Below are 24,788 nucleotides of genomic sequence, written 5' to 3'. Positions count from 1 at the left end.
GCCGGGCTATCGACGGCGTAAAGGGCCTCAGTACATGCTGGCAATGACGCGGTCCGGCGGGGTGTGGCCGTCGGTGAAGGTCTTGATATTGATGAGGACCTTCTCACCCATATCGACACGGCCTTCGATGGTGGCGGAGCCCATATGCGGCAACAGCACGACATTATCGAGTTCCAGCAGCTTCGGATTGACCGCCGGTTCATGTTCGAACACGTCGAGACCGGCACCGGCCAGCTCACCGGCATGAAGCATGCGGGTCAGCGCGTTTTCATCGACAATCTCACCACGTGCCGTATTCACGATATAGGCATGTGAGGGCATCAGTTTCAGCCGGCGGGCTGACAGCAGGTGATAGGTTGCCGGTGTGTGCGGGCAGTTGACGGAAATGATATCCATCCGGGCCAGCATCTGGTCGAGGCTTTCCCAGTAGGTTGCTTCCAGTTCCGTCTCGATTTCCTCATGCACCGGTTTGCGGTTGTGGTAATGCACGGACAGCCCAAACCCCTTGGCCCGGCGGGCAACGGCCTGGCCGATACGACCCATTCCGATGATACCCAGACGTTTGCCCCAGATTCTGCGGCCCAGCATGGTGGTCGGACCCCAGCCCCGCCAGCGCCCGGACCGGACAAGGTTTTCACCTTCAACCACGCGGCGCGGGGCGGCCAGAATCAGCGCCATGGTCATGTCGGCGGTATCTTCGGTCAGCACGTCCGGCGTGTTGGTAATAACGATGTTGCGTTCGCGGGCGGTCGCCAGATCGATATGGTCGACACCGGTGCCGAAATTCGCGATCAGTTTCAGTTGCGGTCCGGCCTGTGCCAGCATGGTCGCATCGATCCGGTCGGTTACGGTCGGGACCAGCACATCGGCGGTTTTCATGGCGTCGATCAGCTGTGCCTTCGACATTGGTTCGTCATTGACGTTGAGCCGGACGTTGAACAGCTCCATCATCCGCGTCTCAATCACGTCCGGGAGTTTCCGGGTCACAACGACAAGCTTTTTCTTCTGGCTGTTTGGCATATCCCGCACTCCCGATATCGCTCTCGGTGAAGTAGCAAGCTACCACAGCACTGTCCAGCGTCGCACGACTTGACCTGAGCAATACCGGGGCGGATCATCGCCGCATGAGTCGAAATGATTGTGAGAGAAACATGCTGCGTCTGATTTGCCGTGTAGCGCTGGTGATACTGGCGCTGGGCCTTTCCGGTCAGACAACATATGCGCTGGCACAGTCCTCCGGTGTATCCTCGACCGGACTGCCCATACCGAGGTTTGTCACGATCCGGGCCAATCAGGTGAATATGCGAACCGGACCGGGGGTTCGTTACCCTGTGGACTGGGAATATCGCCGTGCCGGGCTGCCGGTCGAAATTGTCAGCGAATACGGGACCTGGCGCAAGATACGGGACTGGCAGGGTGATGAGGGCTGGATGCATCAGAGCATGCTGTCCGGACGCCGCAGTTTCATGGTGCGCGAGGATGTCCGTGCGCTTCGGGCAGAGCCGGATGCAGCTTCACGACTGGTTGCTCGACTGGAGACAGGTGTCACCGGACGCATCACGGAATGCCCGGCCGGAAGCGACTGGTGCCGTGTCGAGGTTGACGGTTTTGAAGGCTGGCTGCGCCGCGACCAGTTCTGGGGCGTCTATGCAGGCGAGCAGATAGAGCCGTGACCGGACAGATGAGCACCATGATTTATGTGCTCGATCTGATTGGCGTCGCGGTTTTTGCTGTCTCCGGTGCCCTGACCGCTTCCCGGAAACAGATGGATATCATCGGCTTTGCGCTGATCGCCACGGTGACCGGAATCGGTGGCGGCACGATCCGTGATCTGGTGCTGGACCGTGGTGCCGTATTCTGGGTACGCCAGCCGGAATATCTGTGGCTGTGCAGCGGGGTTGCCCTGCTGGTCTTCTTTGTTGCCCACCGGCTGGAAAGCCGCCGGTTCCGATGGCTGATCTGGGCTGATGCCATGGGGCTGGCACTGTTTGCCGTCATCGGGGCCAGTGTCGCCAATAATCTGGGGGCACCTCCTGCCGTTGCCGTTCTGATGGGTGTCATGAGTGCCTCGTTTGGCGGCATAATCCGCGACGTCCTTTGTGCGGAAATCCCCCTTATCCTGCGCCGTGAAATCTATATTACGGCCGCCGCCGCAGGGGCCGGGATGTTCGTGCTGATTGACCGTCTGACCGGCGAGGCATCACTGGCCACCATCGTCGGATTCGGGGTCGCCTTTGCCATCCGCGCCGCAGGCATTATCGGTGGCTGGTCGCTGCCAGCCTATCATCCACCGGGCCGGGACTATCCGGCAGACCGTCCACCCTCCGGCGAATGACAGCCCTGTCGACAGAGGCCGCTCTTGCCGATGCGGGGCTGTATGTTGGCGGAACGTTCATGCTGACGCCGGAAGAGGCCCAGACCTTTGGTGTTACCGGCGTCAACGCCCTGCTGATCGGGAATGCCGGACCGGACATGTGGCGCATTTTCATGCAGGAACAGGGTGAGGACGGAGAGCCGGACCCGCTGAACCGCTGGACCCGGCGGCGGCTGGGCCGGATTGCAGAACAGGCCGGAGCCAGCGTTATCTATCCGTTCGACGGACCACCCTGGCCACCTTTCGGACAGTGGGCCCTGCGCACCGGCCGGTATTTCGAGTCTCCGCTGGGCCTGAAAATTCATCCGCATTTCGGATTGTGGCAGGCTTTTCGCGGGGTTCTGGTCCTGCCGGAAGGTCAGCAGACAGCGTCCGAAGATCCGGCGCAGTCACCCTGTGACAGCTGCCGTGACAAACCCTGCCTGACGACCTGCCCTGTCGGGGCGTTCTCACCGTCGGGATATGACGTTCCGGGTTGTCGTCGCCATATCAGTGGACCGGGAACGGACTGTCTGAATCAGGGATGTCTGGCACGCCATGCCTGTCCGGTCGCCGCTGACCGGGCCTATGCCCCGGATCAGGCAGCGTTTCATATGCGATCGTTTCTGGCTGTGTAAGCTGTGCCCTAGCCGATAACAGCGATACCGAACAGGGTAGCATGGAAATGCATCAGGGCGGCATAGAGCACGAGGCCGATCAAGATGCTGATCAGGTCGCCCTTCCAGTTCGGATCTTCAAGTCGCCGGGCACGACCCTGCAACTCGGCGACCAGTGGTGAGAGGATGCTGTAGACAAGGAAACTGCCGAACAGCAGGGTTGATGCGATATCACCATTCGCGGCCAGATGACAGACTGACCAGATGATGACCCCGGCTGACATCGGATGGCGCACCAGGCGCTTGATATAACCCCGGAAGTTGGCGCTGATCACCAGAATCAGGGCAACCGGCATCAGCGCGAACAGCGCTGCCCGACCCCAGGGCTGTGGTGCCCAGAGCTGATCTGCCGGAGCGTTATGGAAGAACAGGGCAATCAGGATGATCCCGGCGAAGGACAGTACCGTCAACACCAGCTTCCAGGGCGTCTCGCCGATTCTGGCCACAATGCTGTTGCGCAGCGGACGGGCGGTCGAGACCAGATGGGGCACGAAGAACAGGGCAAGGCCGAGCAGATACAGCGTCATGATCATGGCTCCGGAATGTCAGGCTCTGTTTATGCCATGAAACCTGGCCCGGGTCTGTAGCGAAAATCAGTGTCCGATGGTGAAGTTATTGCTGCCATGCCGGTCCTGACCACGAACCAGATGCAGGGGGCGGACGCCGTAACCTTGTGCCGGGTGTTTTGCGCCGATCCTGGCTCCGAGTGCATGATCGTAGAACGATGTCGCCGGCATCAGCCGGATGATGAAGGCTGCCCGGCGCTTGTCCGTCCGGTTCGCGGTAGAGCCATGGATCATATAGACATCATGGAATGAGGGCTGACCGGCTTCCAGGATCAGATCCTCTGCCGTGGCCGGGTCGTAATGTTCGGTATCACAGACCAGATTGATGGTCTTGTCGTCGCCTTCAACCCAGCTGTGGGAATAGAGTTTCCGCTCCCTGTGGGATCCGGGAAGGAAGCGCATTGGCCCATTCTCCGGTGTGACCTCATCCAGCGGAATCCAGATGGTCAGGGTCTCCAGCGGACGGATCGGGTAATATTCGCCATCCTGATGCCAGGGGGTCTCCTTGCCGTTCAGGGCCGGCTTGCCGAAAATGGTGGTGCCCCACAGGATAATATCTTCGCCGATCAGCTGTGCCGCGATCTCCATCAGGGCCGGATGGGTTGCGAATTCCAGCCATTTCTTTGAGCCTCTCACACCCTGCGACCCGCCGGTTTCCTGATGTGGGGCCAGCATGATATCCGACGCGATGTCGGCATTCCGCTCCAGCAGGGCAGCATATTCAGCCCGCATCTCGGCCAGCAGTTCAGGCGGAAACTTGAAGCCGGGAACGATCCAGCCCCGCTCGCGATAGTGGGTCAGCTGTTCGGGGGTAAGTTGGGTCTCGGAAGTCATGGTGTCAGTCCTGGCCTTTCTGATCGGTTGGGCTTGCGGCTGTCCATACTGTAGCCCCGTTTTCCCGTCCGGGCCAAGCCGGGGCGATCAGACGACCGGGGGGCCTCCGGGTCAGGCAGCGGGCATCGAGCCGAACTTGCCGCTGTTGAAGTCTTCGACCGCCTGAATGATTTCCTGTTTGCTGTTCATGACAAAGGGGCCATAGCCGACGATCGGTTCGTCAATCGGCTCGCCACCGAGATAAAGCAGGACTGCATCCTCGACGGCTTCGATATGGATCGTCTCACCGGCCCGCTCAAACAGCACCAGTTCTGCTTCCCCCACATCAACCTGTCCGTTGACCCGCAGCCGACCGTCGAGCGACATCAGGGCGGTGGTCCATCCCCCGGTCGCCGGCAGGTCACAGCCCTGCCCCTGTTTCAGCCGAAGATCCCAGACATTCATCGGCGTGAAGGTCTTCGCCGGTCCTCTGGTCTCCTGATAGCTGCCGGCAATGATGCGCAGATGGCCTGCGCCTTCCGGCAGGCTGACCACCGGAATATCTGCGTCGGTAATGGCCTGATAGCCGGGATCAGCCATCTTGTCGCGGGCGGGCAGATTGACCCAGAGCTGTATCATCTGCAGCAGACCGCCGGTTCTGGTAAAGTCGGGGGAATGAAACTCGTCATGCAGGATCCCGGCGCCAGCGGTCATCCACTGCACGTCGCCAGGCCCGATGGTGCCGCCCTGACCGGTTGAATCCCGGTGAGAAACCTCACCCCGATAGACAATGGTTACGGTTTCAAAGCCGCGATGCGGGTGTTGTCCAACCCCGGGAGGCCGGGTCGCCGGGGGAAATTCTGCCGGACCGGCATAATCCAGCATCAGAAACGGGCTCAGTTCGGCGGCCAGATTGTCATAGGAAAACATCGACCGGACGGGAAACCCGTCCCCGACCCAGTGTCCCTGCGGCGCGGGATAAACACCTGCGACCTGTTTCATGAATTCCTCCATCCGTTTGCGCAGTGGCGCGTTCAGTAACCTGTTCCGCCTATGATCTGGCGTGCCGGTGCGGCATTGACAAGGCTGGCGGCAGGATTGCGGACTGGACGGACAGATTGCACGCAGATCGGGGTTGCCCGCAGAGTCTGCGCTGGCGTAATCTTGAGGCCCCGGGCGTTCTGTCCGGCCGTTTCATTTTCTTTCCGTTTTCTCCCTGAGTTTAAGGTGTGCCATGTCCCGTCCTGCCTATATCGAGTCATCAACCGGTGAAACATTCCCGCTGGAAACACCGCTCTGGCGGGCACCGTCGGGCAAGCCGCTGATGATCACGCCGCTGCCGGGTATCACCCGCTCAGAAATTGATACAGCGACCCGTTCGATCTGGCGCTATCGCCGTGCCCTGCCGCTGGAAATTACCGAGCCGGTTTCGATGGGTGAGGGCATGACGCCGCTGGTGCCGGGTCGGGTGCCTTCCGGCCCGGTTGAATTCAAACTGGAATGGTTTTCCCCGACCGGCAGCTTCAAGGACCGGGGCGCCTCGGTGATGATGTCCTATCTCCGACAGGTGGGGGTGCCGGGCATTCTGGAAGACAGCTCCGGCAATGGCGGTTCGGCCATGGCGGCCTATGGTGCGGCTGCGGGGATGCGGGTGCGCATTCTCACCCCGGCCTCGACACAACCGGCCAAGCTGGTGCAGATGCGGGCCTGTGGTGCCGAGGTGCAACTGGTGCCCGGTCCGCGTGAAGAATCGCAGTATGAGGCCATCCGGCAGTCGGAAGAGACCTTCTATGCCAGCCATAACTGGCAGGCATTCTTCCTGCAGGGCACCAAGACACTGGCTTATGAATTATGGGAAGACTGCGGTTTTCAGGCACCCGACAATATCGTCATCCCGGTCGGCGCAGGCAGCAACGTGCTGGGCTGTGATATCGGCTTCAGCGAACTGCTGCGTGCCGGTCAGATCGACAGGCTGCCGCGCATTTTCTGTGCCCAGCCCGCGAACTGTGCGCCCATTCATGCGGCCTTTGAAAATGACGGCGTGGTTGGCGACATTCCCTTCCATCCGACCGTTGCCGAAGGCACCGCCATCAAAAGCCCGGTCCGGATGGGCGAAGTCCTCGACGCCATCCGCCGCTCCGGCGGCGGCACGGTTGCCGTGCCGGAAGAGGATATCATCACCGCAGTCAGGGGCCTGTCCGCCGCGGGCCTCTACGCCGAACCCACCTCCGCTACCGCCGCCGCCGCCACCGAAGCCCTGCTGGCCAGCGGCCGCATCACCCCGGACCAGCGCACCATCGCTGTCCTCACCGGCAGCGGCCTGAAAGCCTCCGCCTTCATGGCAGAGACGTTCGGCAAGGTGGAGTAGGGGAGGCGATTTCAAGAGGGTTTTGCTCCGCCATCCCGGAACAGGCGGATGGGAGAAGTCAGAAGAAAAATTTCGTGCACCCGACTAGATACGAACTTGTGACCTCTGCCTTCGGAGGGCGATCTTAGGGCATTGTAAAACAACAAGTTTTTATATAAATCAATGACTTAAGTGTCGCTCGGTGTCGCTATATGTCGCTGGAATCGGCCCCCAACTGTCCCAAATTTGTCCCAAATTAGAAGGGCCACCTGAGCTTGATCTGTCTAAGCGCGCCGAACCAGAATTAGATTTGTTGCGGGATACGCAACCGACTTGATTTGTTTTTCGTTGTTCGCAGGCAAAATATTGAAAAAATACACTAAATACAATACACTAAGGGGTTGGTGAGTTTAGCCTGATAGGTCTGTATAGTTGGGATTCGATTTCCCTTAGCATCACCTGTCTCGGTGGTCTTCTTAGTTTTGGGGCTCTATCAGCCCTACGTTTTTTCAACGTAACGCCTCACAAATCGAGGGAAAGGAAGGTGCACATGAGCAAAACAGGTAAAACACGACCGAACGTTTGGAACCGCGTCTTGAAGTCTTTGACGACGACCGTATGGACCATCGGGACTGGGGTGCTGGCTGGTGCCCTATCAGGCTAAGCTCACCAAATAATAGTACGCGCGAGGGATCGAAGCCGAATGGCCGAAACCCTTAAAAATGGGGTTCGGTTCACGAGAGCCCGGTACGCTATCGCCGGAGGCAAAGGCGGGCGCGGTAAGAAAGCTTGGGAAGACTCCCGAGTAATCTCGGCCCGAGCTCGATTCTTCATGTATCATTTCAAACGTAATGATAGACGAAACCCTCGCCCCGACTCCAACGACGCTCATGGTCTTCATCGATGAGACTGGTAATGAGGACTACAGCGATCCGAAGAATCCGACATTTGGACGCGGCGGCTGCGCGGTCATGGGGCGCGACTATCGAAAACTGATCAAAAAGCCGTGGCGCAGGCTGAAGCGTGAGCGGCTGGGCGGAGCGAACAAGCCTTTCCATGCAACAGATTTCGAGCAATCACGGCCAACCAAAGTCCAGATTACGGGAATCAACAGGTTCCTGAAACAGCCGTTCTGGCGCTTTGCCACCATGAGTGATTCCAGAACGGAGCTCCCGGAGGGCGTGGACGGGCACCGTGCAATCTCGTTGGTGACGATCAATTTCATGCGGCAGCTTGTCGCCACATACGAGGATGCAACAGATGTCGCATTGGTTTTCGAGGCCTCCGGTCGCGGAGACAAGCTCGTAGAGCGGGATTTCGATCTGGCCAATATGAGTCTGGTGAACGGAGCCGGAAAGCTCCTCGAAGTCGAGGGTTGTTTCATGGCGAAAGAGCACATGGAGCCTGGTCTTGAAGTCGCTGATCTGATCGCGCATACGGCGGGTCGTCAGCGCCGACATCAGATTGCGGGTAAAGACGGTGCGGTGAAGGATTTCCAGCAAACCTACTGGCACAGCCCGATCCCTCCTGCCTTCATGTCGATTGATACGGTCCATCTGAATGAGCTGGCGGTGAAAGAGGAGAAGCCTTGAACAGCGACGCTTTGTCCAAGGTCTGATTCCAATGGATTGACTACTTTATTTATGCCGTGTATATTTACACTGTATTAATTTGGTGCATGTGTATGATGCGCCGTCAATCGATGGAGAAAATCATGGAAAGAAAAACGCTTGAATACGATCCTGGCAACTTCAAAAGCCTGGCGCAAACTCCGCTTGGCAAGAAGCTCTGGCCCTTCTTGAACCGGCCCGACATCGTGACCCGTATGGATACGGCGACCGATCTCGGGAACCCTGCCGTGGCGGGCATTGAAGAAGCACTGCTCGCGGAATTCGGGGAGGAATTCGGCGAAGAAATTCTCGACGATAGGGTGAAGCAGATGATCGGCCACATGGTCAGGCAGGTCATGGAAGCTCATGGCTACGAAATCGACAAACAGAACGTGACGATCGCGTCAGCGGTTTTTGCCAAGGGAACGCGCTATCGTCGGGATGACTGGCAGCGGCTGAGCGTCTTTCGCAGCTCGAAGAATCCAAGGTCACTTTGTTTTGCTGGCCACCGGGACACGGACAAACTGCCCGCCCCGGATGATGGTGGACAGTGGAAGTTTTGGGCGTCGTTCGCAACGACGCTACGCGGCCATATCGTTTATGGCATTGATGTCCGCCAGGTTCGCGAAGAAGTCGGCAACAAAGGCTACGCCCTGAGAGAACTTAAACGTATGCTGAGGGCATCATGACGGCAGACAAGATCAAGGCGAGCACGGTACGCTTCATCAAGCTTGGCGGTGGCGGGGGCTATGAGAAACAGGCACTCAAAGAAGGTCGACTCTATCTCGGCTACCACGAAGCATCGGATGAGGCCTGCTGCAGGGGGAATTGGGATGCTATTCACCAATCTTTTCTGGATGCAGGCCACAAAGCCTTTGTCGCCAGCAATCACATGCGACAAGTCAAAGACTTCTACGAGCAACCGGAGAGTTGTTTATGGATCACGTTTATAGACGGCGATCTGTGGTGGTGCTTTGCGGACACTGCCGTGGCGATGTGCCTTGATCCGGATTGGCAGACCATCGCGCCTGAACGACTCGGCCCGTCCCGCTACCGGACTTGCATCGGTTCCTGGCAAAACACAAACATCAATGGTCGACCATTACATATGCGCTCTCTCCCCGGTTATGTGACGAAAACGGCATCGGGTTTTCGGGGAACGATCTGCAACATCGATAGTGCTGACGCTGTTCTGCGCATCATCAACGATGAAATGGACCCGAAGGTCAAAGACGCGCTTGCGTGCCGCGAAGCCCTCGTGCAAAGCCTTGAACAGGTCGTTGACCGGCTTTACTGGAAAGATTTTGAGACGCTGATCGATCTGATCTTCCAGCGTTCCGGATGGCCCCGGATTTCTCGCGTTGGCGGAAGCCAGAAGATGATCGAGTTCGAGCTTGAAAACCCTGTTACGGGTGAACGCTCATTCGCACAGGTCAAATCCCAGGCCAATCAAAAGACGCTGAGCGATTACGAGGCAGGCTTTGAGGCAAATAGCGGTTACAAGCAGATGTTCTTTGTTTGCCACACGGCCAAGAGCGATTTGCAATCCGATCATCCCGATATCTTTGTCTGGACCGGGCCAAGGGTGGCCGACATGACGCTTAAGACCGGTCTGGCCGATTGGGTTCTGGAGAAGGTGCAGTAAGAGCGCTGACCTGCATGGCTTAATCCCGCCCCAACGGGTAAATCACTTTACCAAATCAATTTTTCGCATAGTTTGGCTTAGCAATTTTTCTAAGACGTAAAGTCCATATTGAAGTTACTTTATAAATATGCTATTTTACACAGTATGAATGAGCAAAAACCGACAAAGTTAAAGCTCCTGGAGCAAAAGGTGCCGGAAGGGTTGCTGGTCACAGCAAACTGGCTCACCGGGCACGGCTATTCCAGCTCACTCCGCTCTCAATATCTCAAGAGCGACTGGCTCGAACAACCGGCACGCGGCGTCTTCAGACGCCCTTATGGTGCCTCGGGCAGCCCTCTCAAATGGGAACAGGTCGTTATATCGCTCCAGACTTTGATGGAGTTTCCAGTCATTGTCGGTGGCCGCACGGCTTTGGAACTACAGGGCTACGCCCATTTCCTCTCACATGACGTGCGTGAGGTTCACCTCTATGGCGACCAGACGCTTCCCGGCTGGATGGGCAAGCTACCGCTGGATCAGAAATTTAACTTCCACAAGAGCACCCGCCTGTTTCGCAATCAGCCAATCACGCGGGGCCTGACCAGCCTGAGCTGGAACATCAAAACCGACCGGTCGATAAATGCCGATCCCCTGCATGGTGGGTTCAATGTGCTGCCGTGGGGTCAGTGGGACTGGCCTCTGACAGTCTCAACATTGGAGCGGGCGATCTTCGAACTGCTGGACGAGCTGCCGGACAAAGAGAGCTTCCATGTAACAGACAAACTCTTTGAGGGGCTCGCATCCCTCAGCCCGAGACGCTTGAACAAGCTCCTCGCCGATTGTCATAGCGTGAAGGTCAAACGGCTCTTCCTGTTTTTTACGGACCGGCACAAACATGCCTGGAGCAAGCATCTTGAACGCGAGGCGATTGATCTCGGCTCGGGTGATCGCATGCTGGTGCGCGGCGGCAAGTTCGATCCGGTCTACCGGATAACTATTCCGGAGGACCTCGATGCCGTTCAGTGACCAGTACAGAAAACAGGTATCGCTTCTTGTTCGCGTACTGCCCTTCGTAGCCGAAGAAGACTGTTTTGCCCTTAAAGGCGGAACCGCGATCAATCTATTCGTCCGTGATCTGCCCCGCCTGTCGGTCGATATCGACCTGACCTACCTGCCGGTCCAGTCGAGAGAGGACTCCCTGAGCGCCATTGACGCTGCGATGAAGCGGATCGCCGAAACTGCGGGCTCGGGATCACCGGCAGAAGATATAACGCCGGGAATGCCGAACGCTGAAGGAACCGTGACGAAACTGCTCGCGCGTGGTGATGGCGTCCAGATCAAGATCGAAGTCACGCCGGTTTTAAGAGGCTGTGTATTCGAAGCGGAGACGCGAACCGTCTCTCCCAGCGTCGAAGACAATTTCGGGTTCGCAGAAATGAAGCTCGTCTCGTTTGCCGATCTCTATGGCGGCAAGATCGTCGCCGCCCTCGACCGGCAACATCCGCGCGACCTCTTCGACGTGCGCGACCTGCTGGCCAATGAAGGCATCACGGATGATTTGCGCCGTGCCTTCATCGTCTATCTTTTGAGCCATGATCGTCCGATGCACGAAGTAATCGGCCCGACACTAAAAGATATATCCCGCGAATATGATCGCGGCTTTGCAGGAATGACCGAAGAGCCCGTGCCGCTTGAAACGCTACTTGATACACGCGAGACATTGATCAAGGAGATTGTCGGCAACATGCCCGATGATCATCGCAGGTTCCTGATTGGCTTCGAACGCGGCGAGCCGGATTGGAACCTTCTCGAGCTTGAGCATGTCCCTGATTTGCCTGCAATCAGATGGCGGCAGATCAATCTCGACAAGCTAAGAGCGGACGCTCGCTCGAAACTTGTCGAAAGCCTTGAGCGGAAACTTGATCACTGAACTCGGATGAATAACTCAAGCCGCTGGAATTAAGGGAAACAGCACATGTATGAAGAAGAGAAATGGCGGGACGTTCCCGCCGCACTCGCGAACAAAATCATAGGAACCGTTAGGGATGCAGGCGCTAAATACCCGAAACTAACAGACGCGGCTCGGGCACATGAATGTCCGCTGCCGTTCTACCAAGACGCACCTCTGATTAGGCTCACCGATACCGGCGGGAGTAACGACCAACCGCCTCTCTACTTTCTGATGGAGCAAGACGAGCTCTACCCGCTCGATGGTCATTCAATCGCGATTCACGAGTACAACGCCAAAGTCTCAATCAACCTCACGAGAGATAATGTTGTCGAATATCTGAGGTTTCTCGGCTTTTTCATCGAATCCGACCACGGACCGTTCTTGGTCGCCGAAAGCATTGACGACCCCATCGTCCCTTTAGATTTGACGGAGCAAACGCGCCGCGTATTCGAGCGCGAACTCAAGCCTGTGGTGATCAAGAGCGAGACAGAACAGGGCCATTTTCTGTTAGAGGCGACAGTTCTATATGCAAACCAGCTGTCTGCTGCCAAGTTTGAAGTGAAGCCGGATGGAACCGTCGATATGATTGAAAACGAAGGGCTCGCCGCTGACCTCCAGATCAGAGACGATTGCTAGTCCTCGACGCCTAAGTGTGCATCAGCGTTTTGACAGCGACCTATACCATCGACGAACGGTTGGTGTTTCAGAAGTGTCGTCATACCGAAAGCAATCCGACATCGCATCGATAGCATTAACGACGCCCTGAAGAACTGGCGCTGAAAAGCTACTGCTCCCGCCCGTTGCGTAGTGGCTAACCCAGTTGGCAACAATCGCCGGAACATGGGAGTTCAAAAGGTCCTGTACCTGCTGAGCGTCGAGCACAAGCGAATTTGCTTTTTGATGCAGATCGATAGCCTCCTCAATCGCATCAAGACAATTCTTCACCATTTTGTTTGTGTCCTTGATCGCAAAATCAAGCGGCACTGGAATATTCACCTTTCGGATAATCTGCTGGAGCTTGTATTCCAGATATTGTCTGACCAGTGGCTCGGCTTCACTGATCTGTCCGGCAGATAGCAACGTGGTCACTCGTGATTTTAACCTGTCTGCTCCCTGCGCCTGATGGAGGATATCGCCCATTGGAGGCGAGCCTTGAAGCTTATTATGGTGCCAGGCAGCGGTCCCGCCCTGCTTATCGAAGTATTTTTCGAGCAAGCCGTCGTGGCTCAGGATAATGAACTGTAGACCGTCTGTGTTGTTAGGGTGCTGGAGTTTCGTTCGTATCAATTCCATCAGGAAATATTGGTGCCCTGCATCAAAGCTCGATGTCACATCATCAAGAACGACAAAGCGCGGCGCGCCCGAATGCTTCATGGCGGCAGCTAGAAAAACGGAGATCGCTAGAGCGTTTCGATAGCTCTCTGAGAGCAAGGCGCGCGCGGATAACTTATGCTGACCGTGAAAATCACTAAGCTCGACGTTCAGGTCTTCTTTGTCGTCAGCCCTTTGCAAGTCCGGAACTACGTCACCAACTTGCATGATGTCCTTGTACATGGACTTATATTCAGCGTCTATGTCGTTAATTTTGGCCTTGGACAAGGCGGCCTCGGCGGTAGAAAAACGAGATGACGTTTTGGTGATAAATTTTTTCCAGCGTTCACGAATATCCAATCGTGCTTGCTGTTCCGCCTCCTCTGTTTGGCCTTCCCAGAAGCTCTGCAAGGCGTCTTTGAATTGCCGCCCGTATTCCACCTGTTCGGTCAGTTGGACAAGAGATTTTGGAAGTTCAGCTTCGAGAGCTTTCTTCTTTTCCTGCAACTCCGCGAGCCTCTTAGAGGCAAGTTCGGTAAGTGCTGTTGTTCGGCCAATAGCGTCATTTGCTTCTTTGTCTCTGACCTCTCCGGATTTCATGCGAGTGTCTAGGCGCGACAGAATACGATCCTTATCTTCGACACTCAGGACTCTTGAAAGTTCGTGATCGGAGAGACACTGACGCCAATGAGACGATTCCCACTGATCTCCCAGTTCTTTTGCCTTAGCGGCTGTAGCGCCATATTGGGCCAATTGACTCTGGATGTGATCACTAATGGAACTCGGGAGGCCGCTCTCACAGAGCGGACATTGTTCATCATTTGACCAAGATTCGCTCTCGACGACTTCCTTACCTGCGGCATAAAGTTTCTCGAAAAGATCGCCCCGCGTTGCGGCGAGTAGAGAATCTCGTTCAGTTATAAGGGATTTGATCTTCTCCTGCTCGTCGGCAATCGTTGATGCGTCATGAACAGCTAATGTCTCCAATGTCGCTATATCGGCAATAGCTGCCTCAAGCTCTTTTCTTTTTTCTCCCCCTTCGGCAGTTTTAATCACCTCCTTGATTGCACCGAAATCAATATCGCTCAGCTCTTTGCCTTCGAATGCCTCCTTCAAAAGTTCGACGTTTCCAAGCGCCAGTGTGACTTCACTGGCGTACTCATCGAGCTTTTGGATGTCTTCGAGAGGCTTCCCCGTAACCCTCTCGAAACTACTTCTGAGTGAGGCAAGGGATTGTTGAAGAGCCCGCTGTGTTCCGGCGATCTGAGTGGCTATAACCTTCATTTCAAGATCAGTGTTTACCGCGCGGGTGTCGGATACGGCCTGCAATGCCTGCCGGCAGTCAGAGTATTCAGAAAGACCGAGTAGTGCGGAAAAGGTGCGCCCACGCTCCAGAGGCGACTCTTCTATGAAGCGTGAGAATGTTCGGTAGTCGAGTAGTGCGAAAGCTTCATTCAAAGTGTCGAGAAAACCCTCGGGGTCGCTGTGCCCGCTGGGACTAGTCACCGTGCGATTGCCGGATGAGTCCCGCTCTATCTTGACAGAGACATCTGGTCCGCCGTCGTCTGGCGCTAGCTCGATCTCGATCAGCGCCTTATTGCCTGAGTGAAATCGGTTCCCATAATAATCTTGAGGTCGTTCGTGCGCCTTTAAATCATCAAGCTTAGGAATCGTCCCGTGTATGGCATAGTACAAAGACTCAAAAATCGAGCTCTTCCCAATGCCGTTGATCGCAAACACCGAGTTAACAGCGTCAGGCTTAAAGCTAATATCGAGAGGATTTCCCTGGTTATTCACACCGCGAAAGCCCTCAACCCTTAATCGACTCAGAAAATAGCGCGGCATCACTCAGCCTCCGCGTCATCTTCTTGCGTCAGAAAATCATCTAATGCCGCCGCAATTGCCTCGTTAAATGCGGTCCGGGACTTTGTATCCCGCTCTCCGCCACGAACGACTGGAAGCAGCTTGTTCCAATTGGCTTCGAGTATCGCTGCCATCTCGGGATCGATGTCCTTTACGTTATCCAAGAAGTCCGTTGCGTTTTCACCAAAGCGTTTGTTTCCATCGAGCGTAAAATCAGTCATCCCGCCTTCCTTTCAACGAGCTGGGCTTGCTGCGGATCATAGGTGTAGCTCTTTATGGTCCCGTCCTTGATACGCTCGACCGCCTCATCTATTGCTGCAAACGGCACGAGAAACCACTCTCGCGGCACAACGGGATTCCCGAACCGGTCCTTGATCTCGATGTCGAGACGGGCGGCTTCAAAAATGCGATGGATCAGGTTCTCAAGCTTAGTGCGGTTGATATTGAAGAGCTCGTAAGTCGCAACCACCTCGACATCAGCGAGGAGGAAGGTGGCATCTATTTTGGCATTGGCGATCCGCCGCTCGACCTTGCCGCTCGTGACCCCGATTTTATGAAGAACGTCACGGTTATCTTTCACAATCGGAAGGTCAGACTTGCTGCGGAGAACGTAGATCGTTCCGCTGGATGCATCTTCGTCATCAACGGTTCCGGAGAACAAAGGGCCAGCGCCCGGATCGGAAATTATCCTGCTGGTTTCATCCTTGTAGAGGGCGCGTTGCATTGAACGCAAAAGCAGGTCGCTCTCTGTGCCGTTGGAGTAAATTACGCGCATACGGGCATCTGTTTGCCCGTTTGGTGCAGCAAAAAACTCTCCGACCTCCGCAACATAAGCTGTCTGTCCACCAAGAATAAAAAACTGTCCTTCCTTGATGTCCGCTTTTGCAAAGCCAGCGTCTTTACGGAACTGCTTTGTTTCTCTCGATCCGGTATCGAGCTCTTGCTGAACAGCCTCGAACAGTGGCTTGAACTTGTCGAAATCCTCACATCGCTGCCGGTTGGCGATCTCTTCCGCTGCTCTCTTCTCCGCGCTGGAGCGAACATGACGGAGCTCGGCGATCTCTGATGCCTGGGTTTCGACCCCGAGTTCTGCAAGAAGAGCGTCATCGTCAATGTCATCATCGATCGTCGCTGCAACAGCAATTCCACCTTCAAGCAGTCCGTCCTTATCAATCGGTTCCAGAAGCGGCCTGAACTCGCCAAGCTCTCTTAGGCGATCGAGACGAACCGCATAGAGCCGCTCGAAGATATCTTTGTCTTCGCCGTGCTGCGGCGGATGACCATGCTCCTCGACAAAGCGCTGAATTTCCTCGAAGCCTGCAATAACCCGTTCTTCCTGCGGCGTTCTTGCAGCAACCTTCTTAGCCTCGACTTCGATTCCGAGCTCGGCAAGAAGTGCGTCATCATCCTCTGTAAACTGTTTAGCCATCGGCAGCCTCCGCCTTCATTCGGGCGAGATAGGCAACGCCCTCGGCCATACGCCTTTCCCAGGCGTCTGCTGACGTAATGTCTGGCAACCTACCTCGCTCCTGCTTGAACTTCAGCGCGCGCTTGGCGAGATCACGGGCCTCTTCGGGCGTAAGCTGAACCTTCTTGGCCGATATGATCGCCGCGACTTGCTTGAGGCTTTCCTCGCTCATCGTCTTGGCAAGGATTGCATAGGCCTCGCTGAACGGATTAATCCGGTCGATCAGATCGATGTCGAGGTCACGAACATCCATCGCGAACTTCCGGACACCCTCAATCAGCGCGGTATTCCCGGTCTGCTTTTCCTCATCGATCTCCAGCGCTGCCTCTTTCGCCTTCTGCGTCAGATTAAGGGCTGCAATGGCATGTTGGCGAACGGCCTCCTGATCTTCGTCATCCAGCTCGGGATACTTGTCCTTGATGATCTTACCCATACGAACCTGAGTCAGTTCTTCGGGCACCAGCTCTTCATCGAACATACCCCGCTCGACGGTCGGCTTGTCCTGCACGAAGGCGGCAATCACCTCGTTCAAATCTTCCTGACAGATACGTTCGGCTTCCTTGCTCTTCGGCTCACTCAGTCCCTTGATCTCGATCTGGAACTGGCCGCTCACATCACTGAAACCGATATTGCATTTGTCTGGGTCGTAACCGCCTTCGCCATAATCAAAACCCTCGACCGGCCCGCTATCAGGCTTCTTAGGTGTAAAATTAAAGCGCGGCGCGAGAACTTGCTCCATCAACAAGCTGGCCGCGATCGCCTTCAACGTGTCATTGACTGCTTCGGTAACGGCCTCTTCGGACGCATCCGGTTCAGCAATAAGGTTCGTAAAGCGCGCGCGCACCTTACCGGGTGCATCCCGTGTCGCTCGCCCGATGATTTGAACGATTTCGGTAAGGCTGGCGCGATAGCCAACGGTCAACGCATGCTCACACCAGACCCAGTCAAAGCCCTCCTTGGCCATACCGAGGGCGATGATGATATCGACATGGTCCCGGTTGTTCTTCTCTGCCGGGTCTTTAAGCGCTGCCGAGACCTTATCCCGCTTGGCGGCTTCATCATCGACCAGATCGGCAATCCGGAGAACGCGACCATCGGAAGTCTTCACGAGCTGGAAGCCCGTCTTTGGATCGGTTCCCTGCCAATCGCCAAGCTCATCAATAATATGCTCGACTTCGCGGTGCTTGTCCTTGGTGCTCTCGCGGGAATTGACACTCGGGATGTGAATGATCGTCTTCTCGTTCGGATTGAGAACCTTCAAAATGTCGTCGGCATAGGCACCCGAATAAAAGAAATAACCGATGTCGAGTTTCTTGAGGTGCTTATAGCCGTTTAGCTGCTCATAGTAGGTGTAGGTGACGGTATCGAACTTCGCCTCGTCATGCGGCATAAGGACGGGCTCGGCATCTCCCCGGAAATAGGAACCTGTCATCGCCACCACATGAACCTTGTCGCGGGCAATTAATTCGGCGAGCTGTGCGCCGAGCTTGTTTTCAGGATTGGCAGAGACGTGATGGAACTCGTCTACGGCGATTAGGCAATCATCGAAGGCCTCAATGCCGAACTTCACAACGGCATTCCGGAACGTCGCATGAGGACAGACCAAAACCTGATCATCCCCCTTTAAAAATGCGTTGACGGAATCGGCTTTCCCACCGTCGGCACCCGGCGCGTTACACAAATTCCATTTCGGCTCGACATGCCAGTCGGCCCAAAACCCGAATTTCGACAGTGGCTCGTCCGCAAAGCTCGAACCGATGGATTTCTCGGGAACCGTAATGATCGCTTTCTTAAGACCCTGATTGTGAAGCTTGTCGAGCGCAACGAACATCAGCGCGCGGCTCTTACCCGATGCCGGGGGAGATTTGATCAAAAGATACTGTTCGCCCCGTTTCTCGTAAGCGCGCTCCTGCATCGGGCGCATACCCAGCTCATTCGACTTCGTCGAATTGCCGTTCTGGGCGTAGGTCACGGAAACAGAGGGAACATTCTTGGTCATGGTTATATCCTGAATTCTTCTAGAAAATTGATTGCCCATACGGGAGGGCTCGGCCAACTCCGAAAACCCTTTTCATGCCAAGTGACACTCTCATCGCCGATGAGCCCGTTCGCCTCCAAATGACTAACAAGCCGGTCATGGTCATAGAGATACATCGTGTCGCCATTAATGAAGGCGATATGGATGTCTTTGCCCTGGTACTTGCGCTCGATAACAAGGCGGCCCTTGAGCTGCACCTTCAAAAAGGTGTCGCCATTGATATGGCAGGCAATGAAGTCAGCGCCCTGCCAGTCATCTGTTAGACGCAAGCAGTTAAAGCCGTAATCAGCAAGCCGCGCGGCAACCTGATGGAAGTTGTAATTTTCCTTTTGCCGGGAATTCAGTTCGGAATATGGGACTCTCTCAAACATGCTACGTAGCCCCGACTTTCGTTGTCATCTTCGTATATAGCTCGAATAGCTTCTCCAATCGCTCGGTATCATTTTTGAAACGCCGTCCGATATAGATGCGCTCTAGCACCTCATCATTCCGATCATGCGCGGCGCGCAGATCGTTGGGCATGCTCTCCGGATCGTAGAGGTCAGCAATCGTCGCAGGAAAATGTGCCTCTCGCGCCAGCAGGATATCCTCGGCGCAGCGGGTTAAATCTTCTTTATTCTTTTCGGTAAGGGACGGGAGAGGAAAACTGTTCCATCCCATAGTATTTGAATATCGAAGCCGCGTCTCAAGTTGTCCGCATACTGTTTTCACCCATATGAGATGAATTCGAGAAGCGATTATCGACATTGACCATATTGGCGCATCGTACATCGCAAACGCATTGTCGGAGACGATGGAATGCGAAGAAAGCACACCAACGGGCAGGTACGGCCTGCTCTCCGATGTAACTTTCGGAATTACAATTGAATAGAGCTCTCCGCGCCCCTGTACTTGCCGAAAACGATGCGCTCTGTCTGCATAATCACGAGTTGATGCTGCTTTGCTAGCAAGACGCATCGCACGCACACTTTCAATTCTCTCAAAAATTAGAGGAATATTTGACGCCTCCTCAAGCTCCTCGTCTTCTATCCATATGCAATTCCTCACGACACCTTTAACGAATTCTTGTGAGCCAACGAAGTCGAATAAGAACTTCTCCGCATCGGGAGAGTTCGAAACCATTTCCCTCGCCTCTTGTGCTGAAAGTATGAGGTTGCCGCCGTCCGAAGGTTTGTTACCCCAAACCATCGGCGCCCTATCTCGCGGCGTGCGCGAGACCGGTTCCGCGATGACAGTAGGGCCAGGGACAAGGTACGTGTTTATATTCGGGACTTGTTTGAAGACGGTTTCGCCCTCTGGCGATATCGAATAAAGATGTTTTTGGCTTGATGGGCGATTTGTGATTGCAACAATTACGACGGTGACGCCAGCATTGTGGCTCGCAAGATTTGCCCATTTGAAAGAGGTATGTGCGAACGATATCTCGTAACCCATCATCAAAAGCGATGGCCACAGGATTGGCACTTGCTCTCCTTGGCAAATCGAATTTGTCGAAACGAAAGCGGCAACGGTGTCAGTGTGGCAACCATATTCTGCCGCTTTCACAAACCAACCAGTCACGTAATCGAGAGATTTCCAGCTGTTTGTGTATCTAGATAGAATTGACTCCAAGTCGGCTTTTTGCTCTGGCGTCTGCCAAGTGAATCCAAGATACGGTGGATTTCCACAAATGTAGGTTTCGCCACCTTCATTTTCGAAGTCGATCTCGGCTTGATCCAAAGGTGTGCTGAACAAATCATCGCCTCTCAATCTCACTCCGGTTCCTGTAGGCGGGCAAACACTAAGCCAATCGACCCGCAATGCGTTGTCACAAAGAATCCAGTTCATTGCGTCGAGTGGCAAGAAGTCGCGGAGAGCCTCCCGTTGGCCACGGTGCAGCACGTCACACTGATACTCAGCGATAATGAGTGCTAGACGAGCGACTTCCGCCGGAAAATCACGTAACTCAATCCCGCGAAAATTCGTCAACGGGATATCGGAGCGACGATCTGCCTCGGCACGCCGAGCATTAATCTCCGCTTCAATAGCCCGCATCTCCTTGTACGCGATCACGAGAAAATTTCCCGAGCCACAGGCCGGATCGAAGACCCTGATCTTCGCCATGCGGCTCCGAAGATTGAGTAGCTTTCGGGCATTGTCTCCCGCCTCTTCAAGTTTCTCGCGCAGATCATCCAGAAATAGCGGATTGAGAACCTTCAGGATGTTCGGAACGCTTGTGTAGTGCATCCCGAGCGCACCGCGCTCTTCATCGTCGGCAACCGCCTGGATCATCGATCCGAAGATGTCAGGATTGATCTTGGTCCAATCGAGATTGCCGATGTGAAGCAGGTAGGAACGTGCGATCCGGCTGAACCGAGGGACATCAACACTCTCGGAGAACAAACCGCCGTTCACGTAAGGGAAGTTATTCGCCCAACGGGCAATACCTTCCTTCTCTCGATCTTCGATTTTCGTGTTCATCGACCGAAAGAGCTCGCTGATGATCTCATGCGTGTTTGAGCTGTCCTTCTCGCTCATACGATCAATCGTCGCCGTAAACTGGTCCGCCTCCCTGAAAATATCAGTATCTTCTGCGAAGAAGCAGAAGATCAGCCGCGCCATGAAGTGGTTCATGTCGTGGCGACGCTCCGCCGTGCCCCATTCGGGATTATCTTTCAGGAGCTCGACATAGAGCCGGTTCAGACGACCGGTCGCCTTGATGTCGAACGCGCTCTCGCGGATTTGCTTTACGGTGCTGATACCGGCGAGCGGCAGAAAGAAGCCGAAATGATCATGGAATTCCGGGTAGTCACAAACGATAACTTCGCCGGTATTGAGGTCTTCAGCCTGAAAGTCTTTTCCGTCGGTGGCGAGGATAAACTTTGCGCGGGCTTTGGCTGTCGTAGGGCTGGCCTTGAGCGATGCCAACGCCTCAGGCACCGCGCCCTCCTCAGCCACCTTGATATGAATATTATTCGTTTGGAGAACGCCGCCAACGTCTGACTTGTTGGACGTACCGGAGCGCAGGCGCTTGATCGTTGTGGCCTTGTTGCCGAACGCCTCCAGAAACGCGAACGGAAACTCTTCAGCGTCGAACGGCAGTTCCGCCAGCCTGGATATGGCTTCCTCGATTTCGACCGCGTTCAACGCTTACTTCCTCCCTTTTAAAGCACCCTTCTTTGACTGCTCATCAATCCATTTTTCAATTTCACGACGGCGAAACCGCCACGATCCGCCCACCTTAAAGCCCGGAATTCCGCCCTCGGCAGCAAGTCGATAGGCTGTTTTCTCGGTCAGCTTAAGATATGCTGCGACCTCTTTGATCGTCAGGATTTCATCATCCATAGTGCGAATAGCCTATCATCCCTTATGAGAAAATACGGAAAAATTGTCCTACCCGCAAGGCGCGAGCTTCAATCTATCCACCGTGCTTACGGTCGCATTCGATCGTACGCGCACTCGAAAGAAGGTGCCTGTCCTTGCGGGGGCAGGCGGAGAAACAGACGATCTCGCCTTATCAAGAGCCGTCCGCAAACTCACTCAAGTGTAGGCCTGCGATTTCATGCTTCCGGTAGAAGGCGTAGGCATCACGCATCGTTACACCAGCGAACGTCACCGCGAACCACAAAAACCAGTTAATGTGAAAAGGCGCATCCTCGAAGGATGTTGTGTGGCCATAGAATTCGTCGTCAGGCGCGAGCTTCCTGGCTTTCTGGATGAGCTCATACGTCCGGCCTTCCGTCTGCCCGATAGTGACTTCGCTCATTTCCTCATAGAACATGAGCGCGGCTGCCAAGCGGGGAATTGCCTCCGCAGCAAGGCCAAACACCCTCATTTCATGTTCCGTGATACCGAAGGCGTCACGGTCCGCGTAGACGGCCTCCAGATCAGGTCGATATAGACCCTCAAATGCGAAGGTCGTTTCGGCTTCAGTGACAAGAAAAGCTTTGAGTTCATTAATTTCGTCGTCCGTCATATGAGCCTCCATGAGATTTCGGCAGTGTCTTCACATCAGCGATCCTGATCGCGATCTCGCCTGCGCTTCCGCGCGTTTTCCTCGCGACGTTTCAGCCCCTGATCATGAGCTTTGCTGTCACCCTTGCCTTTGGTGGTTTCTTCAAGCTCGTCTGCCGCTTTCGTAAATTGCTGCGTCAAACGGCCTGCGTCAGAGCGCCATTGTTCAAGTTGGCGGCTAGGCTCCTTCAATGCCTGCCGGTTCTCTTTAGCAATCAAGGCCTCATAGGCTTTTGCGTCGATCGCTTGTAGGTGTTCAACACCCTTGCTGGCGCGCTGCGCCTGTCGCGCATGGCGCAACGCTTTTGTTGCACGAGATTGCTGCTCACGCTTCTCGACCTTCATCACAGACCGGAGGGACCGCTTTGCATTTGCCATGACAAGCCTTTGATCTTTCGCAAGCCTCGCTCTCTCCTGGCGGTGGCGATTAAGCAGGGCCGCTTGAAGCTTCCTGGTTTCCTGAACACGCTTCCGGTCACGGTGCATGCGAACAAGGCGCACAACCTTGTTCATGCCTGTGACCCGTCCCAGAAAGCGAGCGAGACCGGCGGGCCGTGTCTTCAAGCGCTGCTCACGCACCTGCCTGGCGAGCTCTAACCGTTTATTTCTGAACGAGGACAGCTCTGTGCGATGCTTCTTTTTAAGATCACTGCGCTCTTTGCGCTGCGCTTGGACAAGGCTCCTGACTTTTTCCAGGGCTGACTTTCGACGCGCCGCTTCTTTTTCGGAGAGCTCCTTTTTCGCCTCGGCTTCGCGGTCGATCTTGTCCTTGATCTTCTTTTCTTTCCGCAGATTTGCCGCGAGGGCTTTCGCCTCCTCTATGCTCGGCAACGCCTCGGGCGGAAAATCCTTTTCTAAGAAAGCACGGACATCCTTTGCGCGGACAGACTTGTCATTGATCATCCTCGGCAAGGCATTGGTATCGCCGTGAATATCGACAAGCACATAAGGCCGGTTACCACGTGCAAGCATGTAGCCATGCTCGCCAAGCGCCCGGACAAAGGCCTTCGCGGAATCCCGTGTACGCCAAAGCTCGGTCACGAGCTCCATGCGCTGCTCTCGTGTGAGCCCGGTCGTGTCCTGCTGATGCTTGTCGTAGAGCGAAAGCTGTGAGGATTTGTCGGGATTGTCTTTATCCCGATTGTAACCTGCGGCAAGCTCTATGCCGTGGTCGCGAGAAAATTGCCGCGTTACCCGCATGAGCTTTTCTCGATCAAAAGAAAGCTGAACGGCTTTCCCGGCCTCGGCATCAATTCTCGACCAGACGATATGGGCGTGCTCACGGTCATGTTTGATATGAAAGACAACGGCGCGCGGTTGCCCCTCTAAACCAAGAGCCTTTTCGACGCGATCAACATAATCGCGATATTGCTCCTGGGTCAGGCGGCCCTGAGCCGGATCGGGATTGATCGACAGGCTATAGAGATAATTGCGGCAATTGGTCAGGGCGTCGGCCTGTAATTGCCATTCGGCAAAGGCACCATGCAGATCATTTGCAAGAGCGCCACGGACATCCATGATCATGACGTGCTCGTTATCTTCGGCATTGAGAAGATGGGTGGCGAGGTCTTGTCCGGATGCACGCTGTGAAGCAAAAGGTATCATGGTGTTCTCCCGAAGGCGTCGAAAACGGTAGCGCGAAGAAGATCGAATTTGACGCGAATGGCGGCGAGCGCATTCAGACCTTCCGGCGAGAGCCCCTCATCGCGTTCCAATCGGGAGAGGCTATCGGCAACGGCAGCACAGGCAGCGAGAATCTGAGCCAACACCCGACCATCAGCAGAAACCCGTCGTGCCGATCTCTGGGGCGGCTTGCCAAAGATTTGCGCTTTGATGAATGCACTCTTCGACTGGCCCGCACGGTCAGCAAGACGCGCAAGTCTGTCTCGCTCCGCCGCTGAAAAGCGGATCGAAAAAGGTGGTTCGCGCTTCTGTTTCGTTTTCTCCGACATGCTGCCTCTTATGAAGGATTAGCTGTCGGTTCTTCCTCGCGGGTTCCTCGTTGCCAGTTGCCGCATGTCATCACACACGGATCCCCAAGAAATTGATGGGGACGTTTCCTTGGTCGAACGCCGGAGCCGAAACGCCGGTCGTGGTCCAGGACGCGAAAGTCCTGGTCGATGGAAGTCCAGAGGGAGAGCGAAATCTCCCTTTCACGGCAGTGCGACCGCGCG

The 24,788-nt window shown here is 55.3% G+C and carries 24 protein-coding genes; 10 read left to right on the top strand and 14 right to left on the bottom strand.

Going from position 1 to position 24,788, the window contains the following annotated elements; translation table 11 throughout:
* Window positions 1–27 precede the first annotated feature (27 nt).
* Window positions 28–1,020: a D-glycerate dehydrogenase gene (locus GH722_05015; protein ID MRG71120.1), complete on the bottom strand. Its 993-nt coding sequence runs from the start codon at window positions 1,018–1,020 to the stop codon at window positions 28–30.
* Between the two features lie 104 nt (window positions 1,021–1,124).
* Between GH722_05015 and GH722_05010 the strand changes: the two genes are divergently transcribed.
* From GH722_05010 to GH722_05000, 3 genes are read left to right on the top strand one after another with little or no spacing between them, the layout of a single operon-like run.
* Window positions 1,125–1,673, top strand: a complete 549-nt coding sequence (locus tag GH722_05010; GenBank protein ID MRG71119.1) for a hypothetical protein — start codon at window positions 1,125–1,127, stop codon at window positions 1,671–1,673.
* Between the two features lie 8 nt (window positions 1,674–1,681).
* Entirely contained in the window at window positions 1,682–2,335 is a 654-nt protein-coding gene (locus GH722_05005) for a trimeric intracellular cation channel family protein (GenBank protein ID MRG71118.1), read from the top strand.
* Complete coding sequence (locus tag GH722_05000; protein MRG71117.1) at window positions 2,332–2,991, top strand: ferredoxin; 660 nt, start codon at window positions 2,332–2,334, stop codon at window positions 2,989–2,991. The genes GH722_05005 and GH722_05000 overlap by 4 nt, the downstream gene beginning before the upstream one ends.
* Window positions 2,992–2,999: 8 nt before the next feature.
* Here the strand turns inward: GH722_05000 and GH722_04995 are convergent, their stop codons facing one another.
* The 3 genes from GH722_04995 to GH722_04985 form a co-directional block, all read right to left on the bottom strand.
* Complete coding sequence (locus tag GH722_04995; GenBank protein MRG71116.1) at window positions 3,000–3,563, bottom strand: hypothetical protein; 564 nt, start codon at window positions 3,561–3,563, stop codon at window positions 3,000–3,002.
* Between the two features lie 60 nt (window positions 3,564–3,623).
* Window positions 3,624–4,430, bottom strand: coding sequence for a phytanoyl-CoA dioxygenase family protein (locus tag GH722_04990; protein MRG71115.1), 807 nt, complete (start codon window positions 4,428–4,430; stop codon window positions 3,624–3,626).
* 111 nt (window positions 4,431–4,541) lie between these two features.
* On the bottom strand, window positions 4,542–5,411 hold the full coding sequence (locus GH722_04985; protein MRG71114.1) for a pirin family protein: 870 nt from the start codon (window positions 5,409–5,411) through the stop codon (window positions 4,542–4,544).
* Window positions 5,412–5,643: 232 nt separating this feature from the next.
* On the opposite strand from GH722_04985, the gene GH722_04980 reads away from it, so the two are divergent.
* The 7 genes from GH722_04980 to GH722_04950 all read left to right on the top strand — a co-directional run bounded on the left by GH722_04980 (window position 5,644) and on the right by GH722_04950 (window position 12,577).
* Window positions 5,644–6,777, top strand: a complete 1,134-nt coding sequence (locus GH722_04980; GenBank protein MRG71113.1) for a pyridoxal-phosphate dependent enzyme — start codon at window positions 5,644–5,646, stop codon at window positions 6,775–6,777.
* 830 nt (window positions 6,778–7,607) lie between these two features.
* A complete protein-coding gene (locus GH722_04975) occupies window positions 7,608–8,348 on the top strand; it encodes a DUF3800 domain-containing protein (GenBank protein ID MRG71112.1) in 741 nt (246 codons plus the stop codon).
* A 122-nt stretch (window positions 8,349–8,470) separates the two neighbouring features.
* The gene (locus GH722_04970) at window positions 8,471–9,055 is read left to right on the top strand and encodes a hypothetical protein (GenBank protein ID MRG71111.1); all 585 of its coding nucleotides are present in this window, start codon (window positions 8,471–8,473) and stop codon (window positions 9,053–9,055) included.
* Complete coding sequence (locus GH722_04965; protein ID MRG71110.1) at window positions 9,052–10,011, top strand: hypothetical protein; 960 nt, start codon at window positions 9,052–9,054, stop codon at window positions 10,009–10,011. Before GH722_04970 ends, GH722_04965 begins: the two co-directional genes overlap by 4 nt.
* A 144-nt stretch (window positions 10,012–10,155) precedes the next feature.
* A complete protein-coding gene (locus GH722_04960; protein ID MRG71109.1) occupies window positions 10,156–11,016 on the top strand; it encodes a hypothetical protein in 861 nt (286 codons plus the stop codon).
* Window positions 11,003–11,920, top strand: a complete 918-nt coding sequence (locus tag GH722_04955) for a nucleotidyl transferase AbiEii/AbiGii toxin family protein (protein MRG71108.1) — start codon at window positions 11,003–11,005, stop codon at window positions 11,918–11,920. Before GH722_04960 ends, GH722_04955 begins: the two co-directional genes overlap by 14 nt.
* Before the next feature lie 45 nt (window positions 11,921–11,965).
* The gene (locus GH722_04950; GenBank protein ID MRG71107.1) at window positions 11,966–12,577 is read left to right on the top strand and encodes a hypothetical protein; all 612 of its coding nucleotides are present in this window, start codon (window positions 11,966–11,968) and stop codon (window positions 12,575–12,577) included.
* Between the two features lie 21 nt (window positions 12,578–12,598).
* Here GH722_04950 and GH722_04945 read toward each other — a convergent pair whose 3' ends face one another.
* The 10 genes from GH722_04945 to GH722_04900 form a co-directional block, all read right to left on the bottom strand.
* The gene (locus GH722_04945) at window positions 12,599–15,097 is read right to left on the bottom strand and encodes a hypothetical protein (protein ID MRG71106.1); all 2,499 of its coding nucleotides are present in this window, start codon (window positions 15,095–15,097) and stop codon (window positions 12,599–12,601) included.
* The gene (locus GH722_04940; protein ID MRG71105.1) at window positions 15,097–15,336 is read right to left on the bottom strand and encodes a hypothetical protein; all 240 of its coding nucleotides are present in this window, start codon (window positions 15,334–15,336) and stop codon (window positions 15,097–15,099) included. Before GH722_04940 ends, GH722_04945 begins: the two co-directional genes overlap by 1 nt.
* The gene (locus GH722_04935) at window positions 15,333–16,544 is read right to left on the bottom strand and encodes a GIY-YIG nuclease family protein (protein ID MRG71104.1); all 1,212 of its coding nucleotides are present in this window, start codon (window positions 16,542–16,544) and stop codon (window positions 15,333–15,335) included. Before GH722_04935 ends, GH722_04940 begins: the two co-directional genes overlap by 4 nt.
* On the bottom strand, window positions 16,537–18,588 hold the full coding sequence (locus GH722_04930; GenBank protein MRG71103.1) for a DEAD/DEAH box helicase: 2,052 nt from the start codon (window positions 18,586–18,588) through the stop codon (window positions 16,537–16,539). Before GH722_04930 ends, GH722_04935 begins: the two co-directional genes overlap by 8 nt.
* On the bottom strand, window positions 18,585–18,992 hold the full coding sequence (locus tag GH722_04925; GenBank protein MRG71102.1) for a hypothetical protein: 408 nt from the start codon (window positions 18,990–18,992) through the stop codon (window positions 18,585–18,587). The genes GH722_04930 and GH722_04925 overlap by 4 nt, the downstream gene beginning before the upstream one ends.
* Before the next feature lies 1 nt (window position 18,993).
* The gene (locus GH722_04920) at window positions 18,994–21,747 is read right to left on the bottom strand and encodes a lactate dehydrogenase (GenBank protein ID MRG71101.1); all 2,754 of its coding nucleotides are present in this window, start codon (window positions 21,745–21,747) and stop codon (window positions 18,994–18,996) included.
* A 3-nt stretch (window positions 21,748–21,750) separates the two neighbouring features.
* Window positions 21,751–21,945 carry a helix-turn-helix domain-containing protein gene (locus tag GH722_04915; GenBank protein ID MRG71100.1) on the bottom strand — a complete coding sequence of 65 codons (195 nt, stop codon included), beginning with the start codon at window positions 21,943–21,945 and terminating at the stop codon, window positions 21,751–21,753.
* 172 nt (window positions 21,946–22,117) lie between these two features.
* On the bottom strand, window positions 22,118–22,576 hold the full coding sequence (locus GH722_04910) for a hypothetical protein (protein ID MRG71099.1): 459 nt from the start codon (window positions 22,574–22,576) through the stop codon (window positions 22,118–22,120).
* 35 nt (window positions 22,577–22,611) lie between these two features.
* Window positions 22,612–24,219: a relaxase/mobilization nuclease domain-containing protein gene (locus tag GH722_04905; protein ID MRG71098.1), complete on the bottom strand. Its 1,608-nt coding sequence runs from the start codon at window positions 24,217–24,219 to the stop codon at window positions 22,612–22,614.
* Window positions 24,216–24,566, bottom strand: a complete 351-nt coding sequence (locus GH722_04900; protein MRG71097.1) for a hypothetical protein — start codon at window positions 24,564–24,566, stop codon at window positions 24,216–24,218. Before GH722_04900 ends, GH722_04905 begins: the two co-directional genes overlap by 4 nt.
* Between the last annotated feature and the right edge of the window lie 222 nt (window positions 24,567–24,788).

Source organism: Alphaproteobacteria bacterium HT1-32, assembly GCA_009649675.1.
GTDB lineage: Bacteria > Pseudomonadota > Alphaproteobacteria > Rhodospirillales > HT1-32 > HT1-32.
This window is presented reverse-complemented; position numbering and strand designations above follow the sequence as displayed.

What these genes read in the sequence shown, in the direction of transcription:
- GH722_05015 (MRG71120.1), bottom strand. Translation starts at nt 1,020, where the DNA reads ATGCCAAACAGCCAGAAGAAAAAGCTTGTCGTTGTGACCCGGAAACTC.
- GH722_05010 (MRG71119.1), top strand. Translation starts at nt 1,125, where the DNA reads ATGAGTCGAAATGATTGTGAGAGAAACATGCTGCGTCTGATTTGCCGT.
- GH722_05005 (MRG71118.1), top strand. Translation starts at nt 1,682, where the DNA reads ATGAGCACCATGATTTATGTGCTCGATCTGATTGGCGTCGCGGTTTTT.
- GH722_05000 (MRG71117.1), top strand. Translation starts at nt 2,332, where the DNA reads ATGACAGCCCTGTCGACAGAGGCCGCTCTTGCCGATGCGGGGCTGTAT.
- GH722_04995 (MRG71116.1), bottom strand. Translation starts at nt 3,563, where the DNA reads ATGATCATGACGCTGTATCTGCTCGGCCTTGCCCTGTTCTTCGTGCCC.
- GH722_04990 (MRG71115.1), bottom strand. Translation starts at nt 4,430, where the DNA reads ATGACTTCCGAGACCCAACTTACCCCCGAACAGCTGACCCACTATCGC.
- GH722_04985 (MRG71114.1), bottom strand. Translation starts at nt 5,411, where the DNA reads ATGAAACAGGTCGCAGGTGTTTATCCCGCGCCGCAGGGACACTGGGTC.
- GH722_04980 (MRG71113.1), top strand. Translation starts at nt 5,644, where the DNA reads ATGTCCCGTCCTGCCTATATCGAGTCATCAACCGGTGAAACATTCCCG.
- GH722_04975 (MRG71112.1), top strand. Translation starts at nt 7,608, where the DNA reads ATGATAGACGAAACCCTCGCCCCGACTCCAACGACGCTCATGGTCTTC.
- GH722_04970 (MRG71111.1), top strand. Translation starts at nt 8,471, where the DNA reads ATGGAAAGAAAAACGCTTGAATACGATCCTGGCAACTTCAAAAGCCTG.
- GH722_04965 (MRG71110.1), top strand. Translation starts at nt 9,052, where the DNA reads ATGACGGCAGACAAGATCAAGGCGAGCACGGTACGCTTCATCAAGCTT.
- GH722_04960 (MRG71109.1), top strand. Translation starts at nt 10,156, where the DNA reads ATGAATGAGCAAAAACCGACAAAGTTAAAGCTCCTGGAGCAAAAGGTG.
- GH722_04955 (MRG71108.1), top strand. Translation starts at nt 11,003, where the DNA reads ATGCCGTTCAGTGACCAGTACAGAAAACAGGTATCGCTTCTTGTTCGC.
- GH722_04950 (MRG71107.1), top strand. Translation starts at nt 11,966, where the DNA reads ATGTATGAAGAAGAGAAATGGCGGGACGTTCCCGCCGCACTCGCGAAC.
- GH722_04945 (MRG71106.1), bottom strand. Translation starts at nt 15,097, where the DNA reads ATGCCGCGCTATTTTCTGAGTCGATTAAGGGTTGAGGGCTTTCGCGGT.
- GH722_04940 (MRG71105.1), bottom strand. Translation starts at nt 15,336, where the DNA reads ATGACTGATTTTACGCTCGATGGAAACAAACGCTTTGGTGAAAACGCA.
- GH722_04935 (MRG71104.1), bottom strand. Translation starts at nt 16,544, where the DNA reads ATGGCTAAACAGTTTACAGAGGATGATGACGCACTTCTTGCCGAGCTC.
- GH722_04925 (MRG71102.1), bottom strand. Translation starts at nt 18,992, where the DNA reads ATGTTTGAGAGAGTCCCATATTCCGAACTGAATTCCCGGCAAAAGGAA.
- GH722_04915 (MRG71100.1), bottom strand. Translation starts at nt 21,945, where the DNA reads ATGGATGATGAAATCCTGACGATCAAAGAGGTCGCAGCATATCTTAAG.
- GH722_04910 (MRG71099.1), bottom strand. Translation starts at nt 22,576, where the DNA reads ATGACGGACGACGAAATTAATGAACTCAAAGCTTTTCTTGTCACTGAA.
- GH722_04905 (MRG71098.1), bottom strand. Translation starts at nt 24,219, where the DNA reads ATGATACCTTTTGCTTCACAGCGTGCATCCGGACAAGACCTCGCCACC.
- GH722_04900 (MRG71097.1), bottom strand. Translation starts at nt 24,566, where the DNA reads ATGTCGGAGAAAACGAAACAGAAGCGCGAACCACCTTTTTCGATCCGC.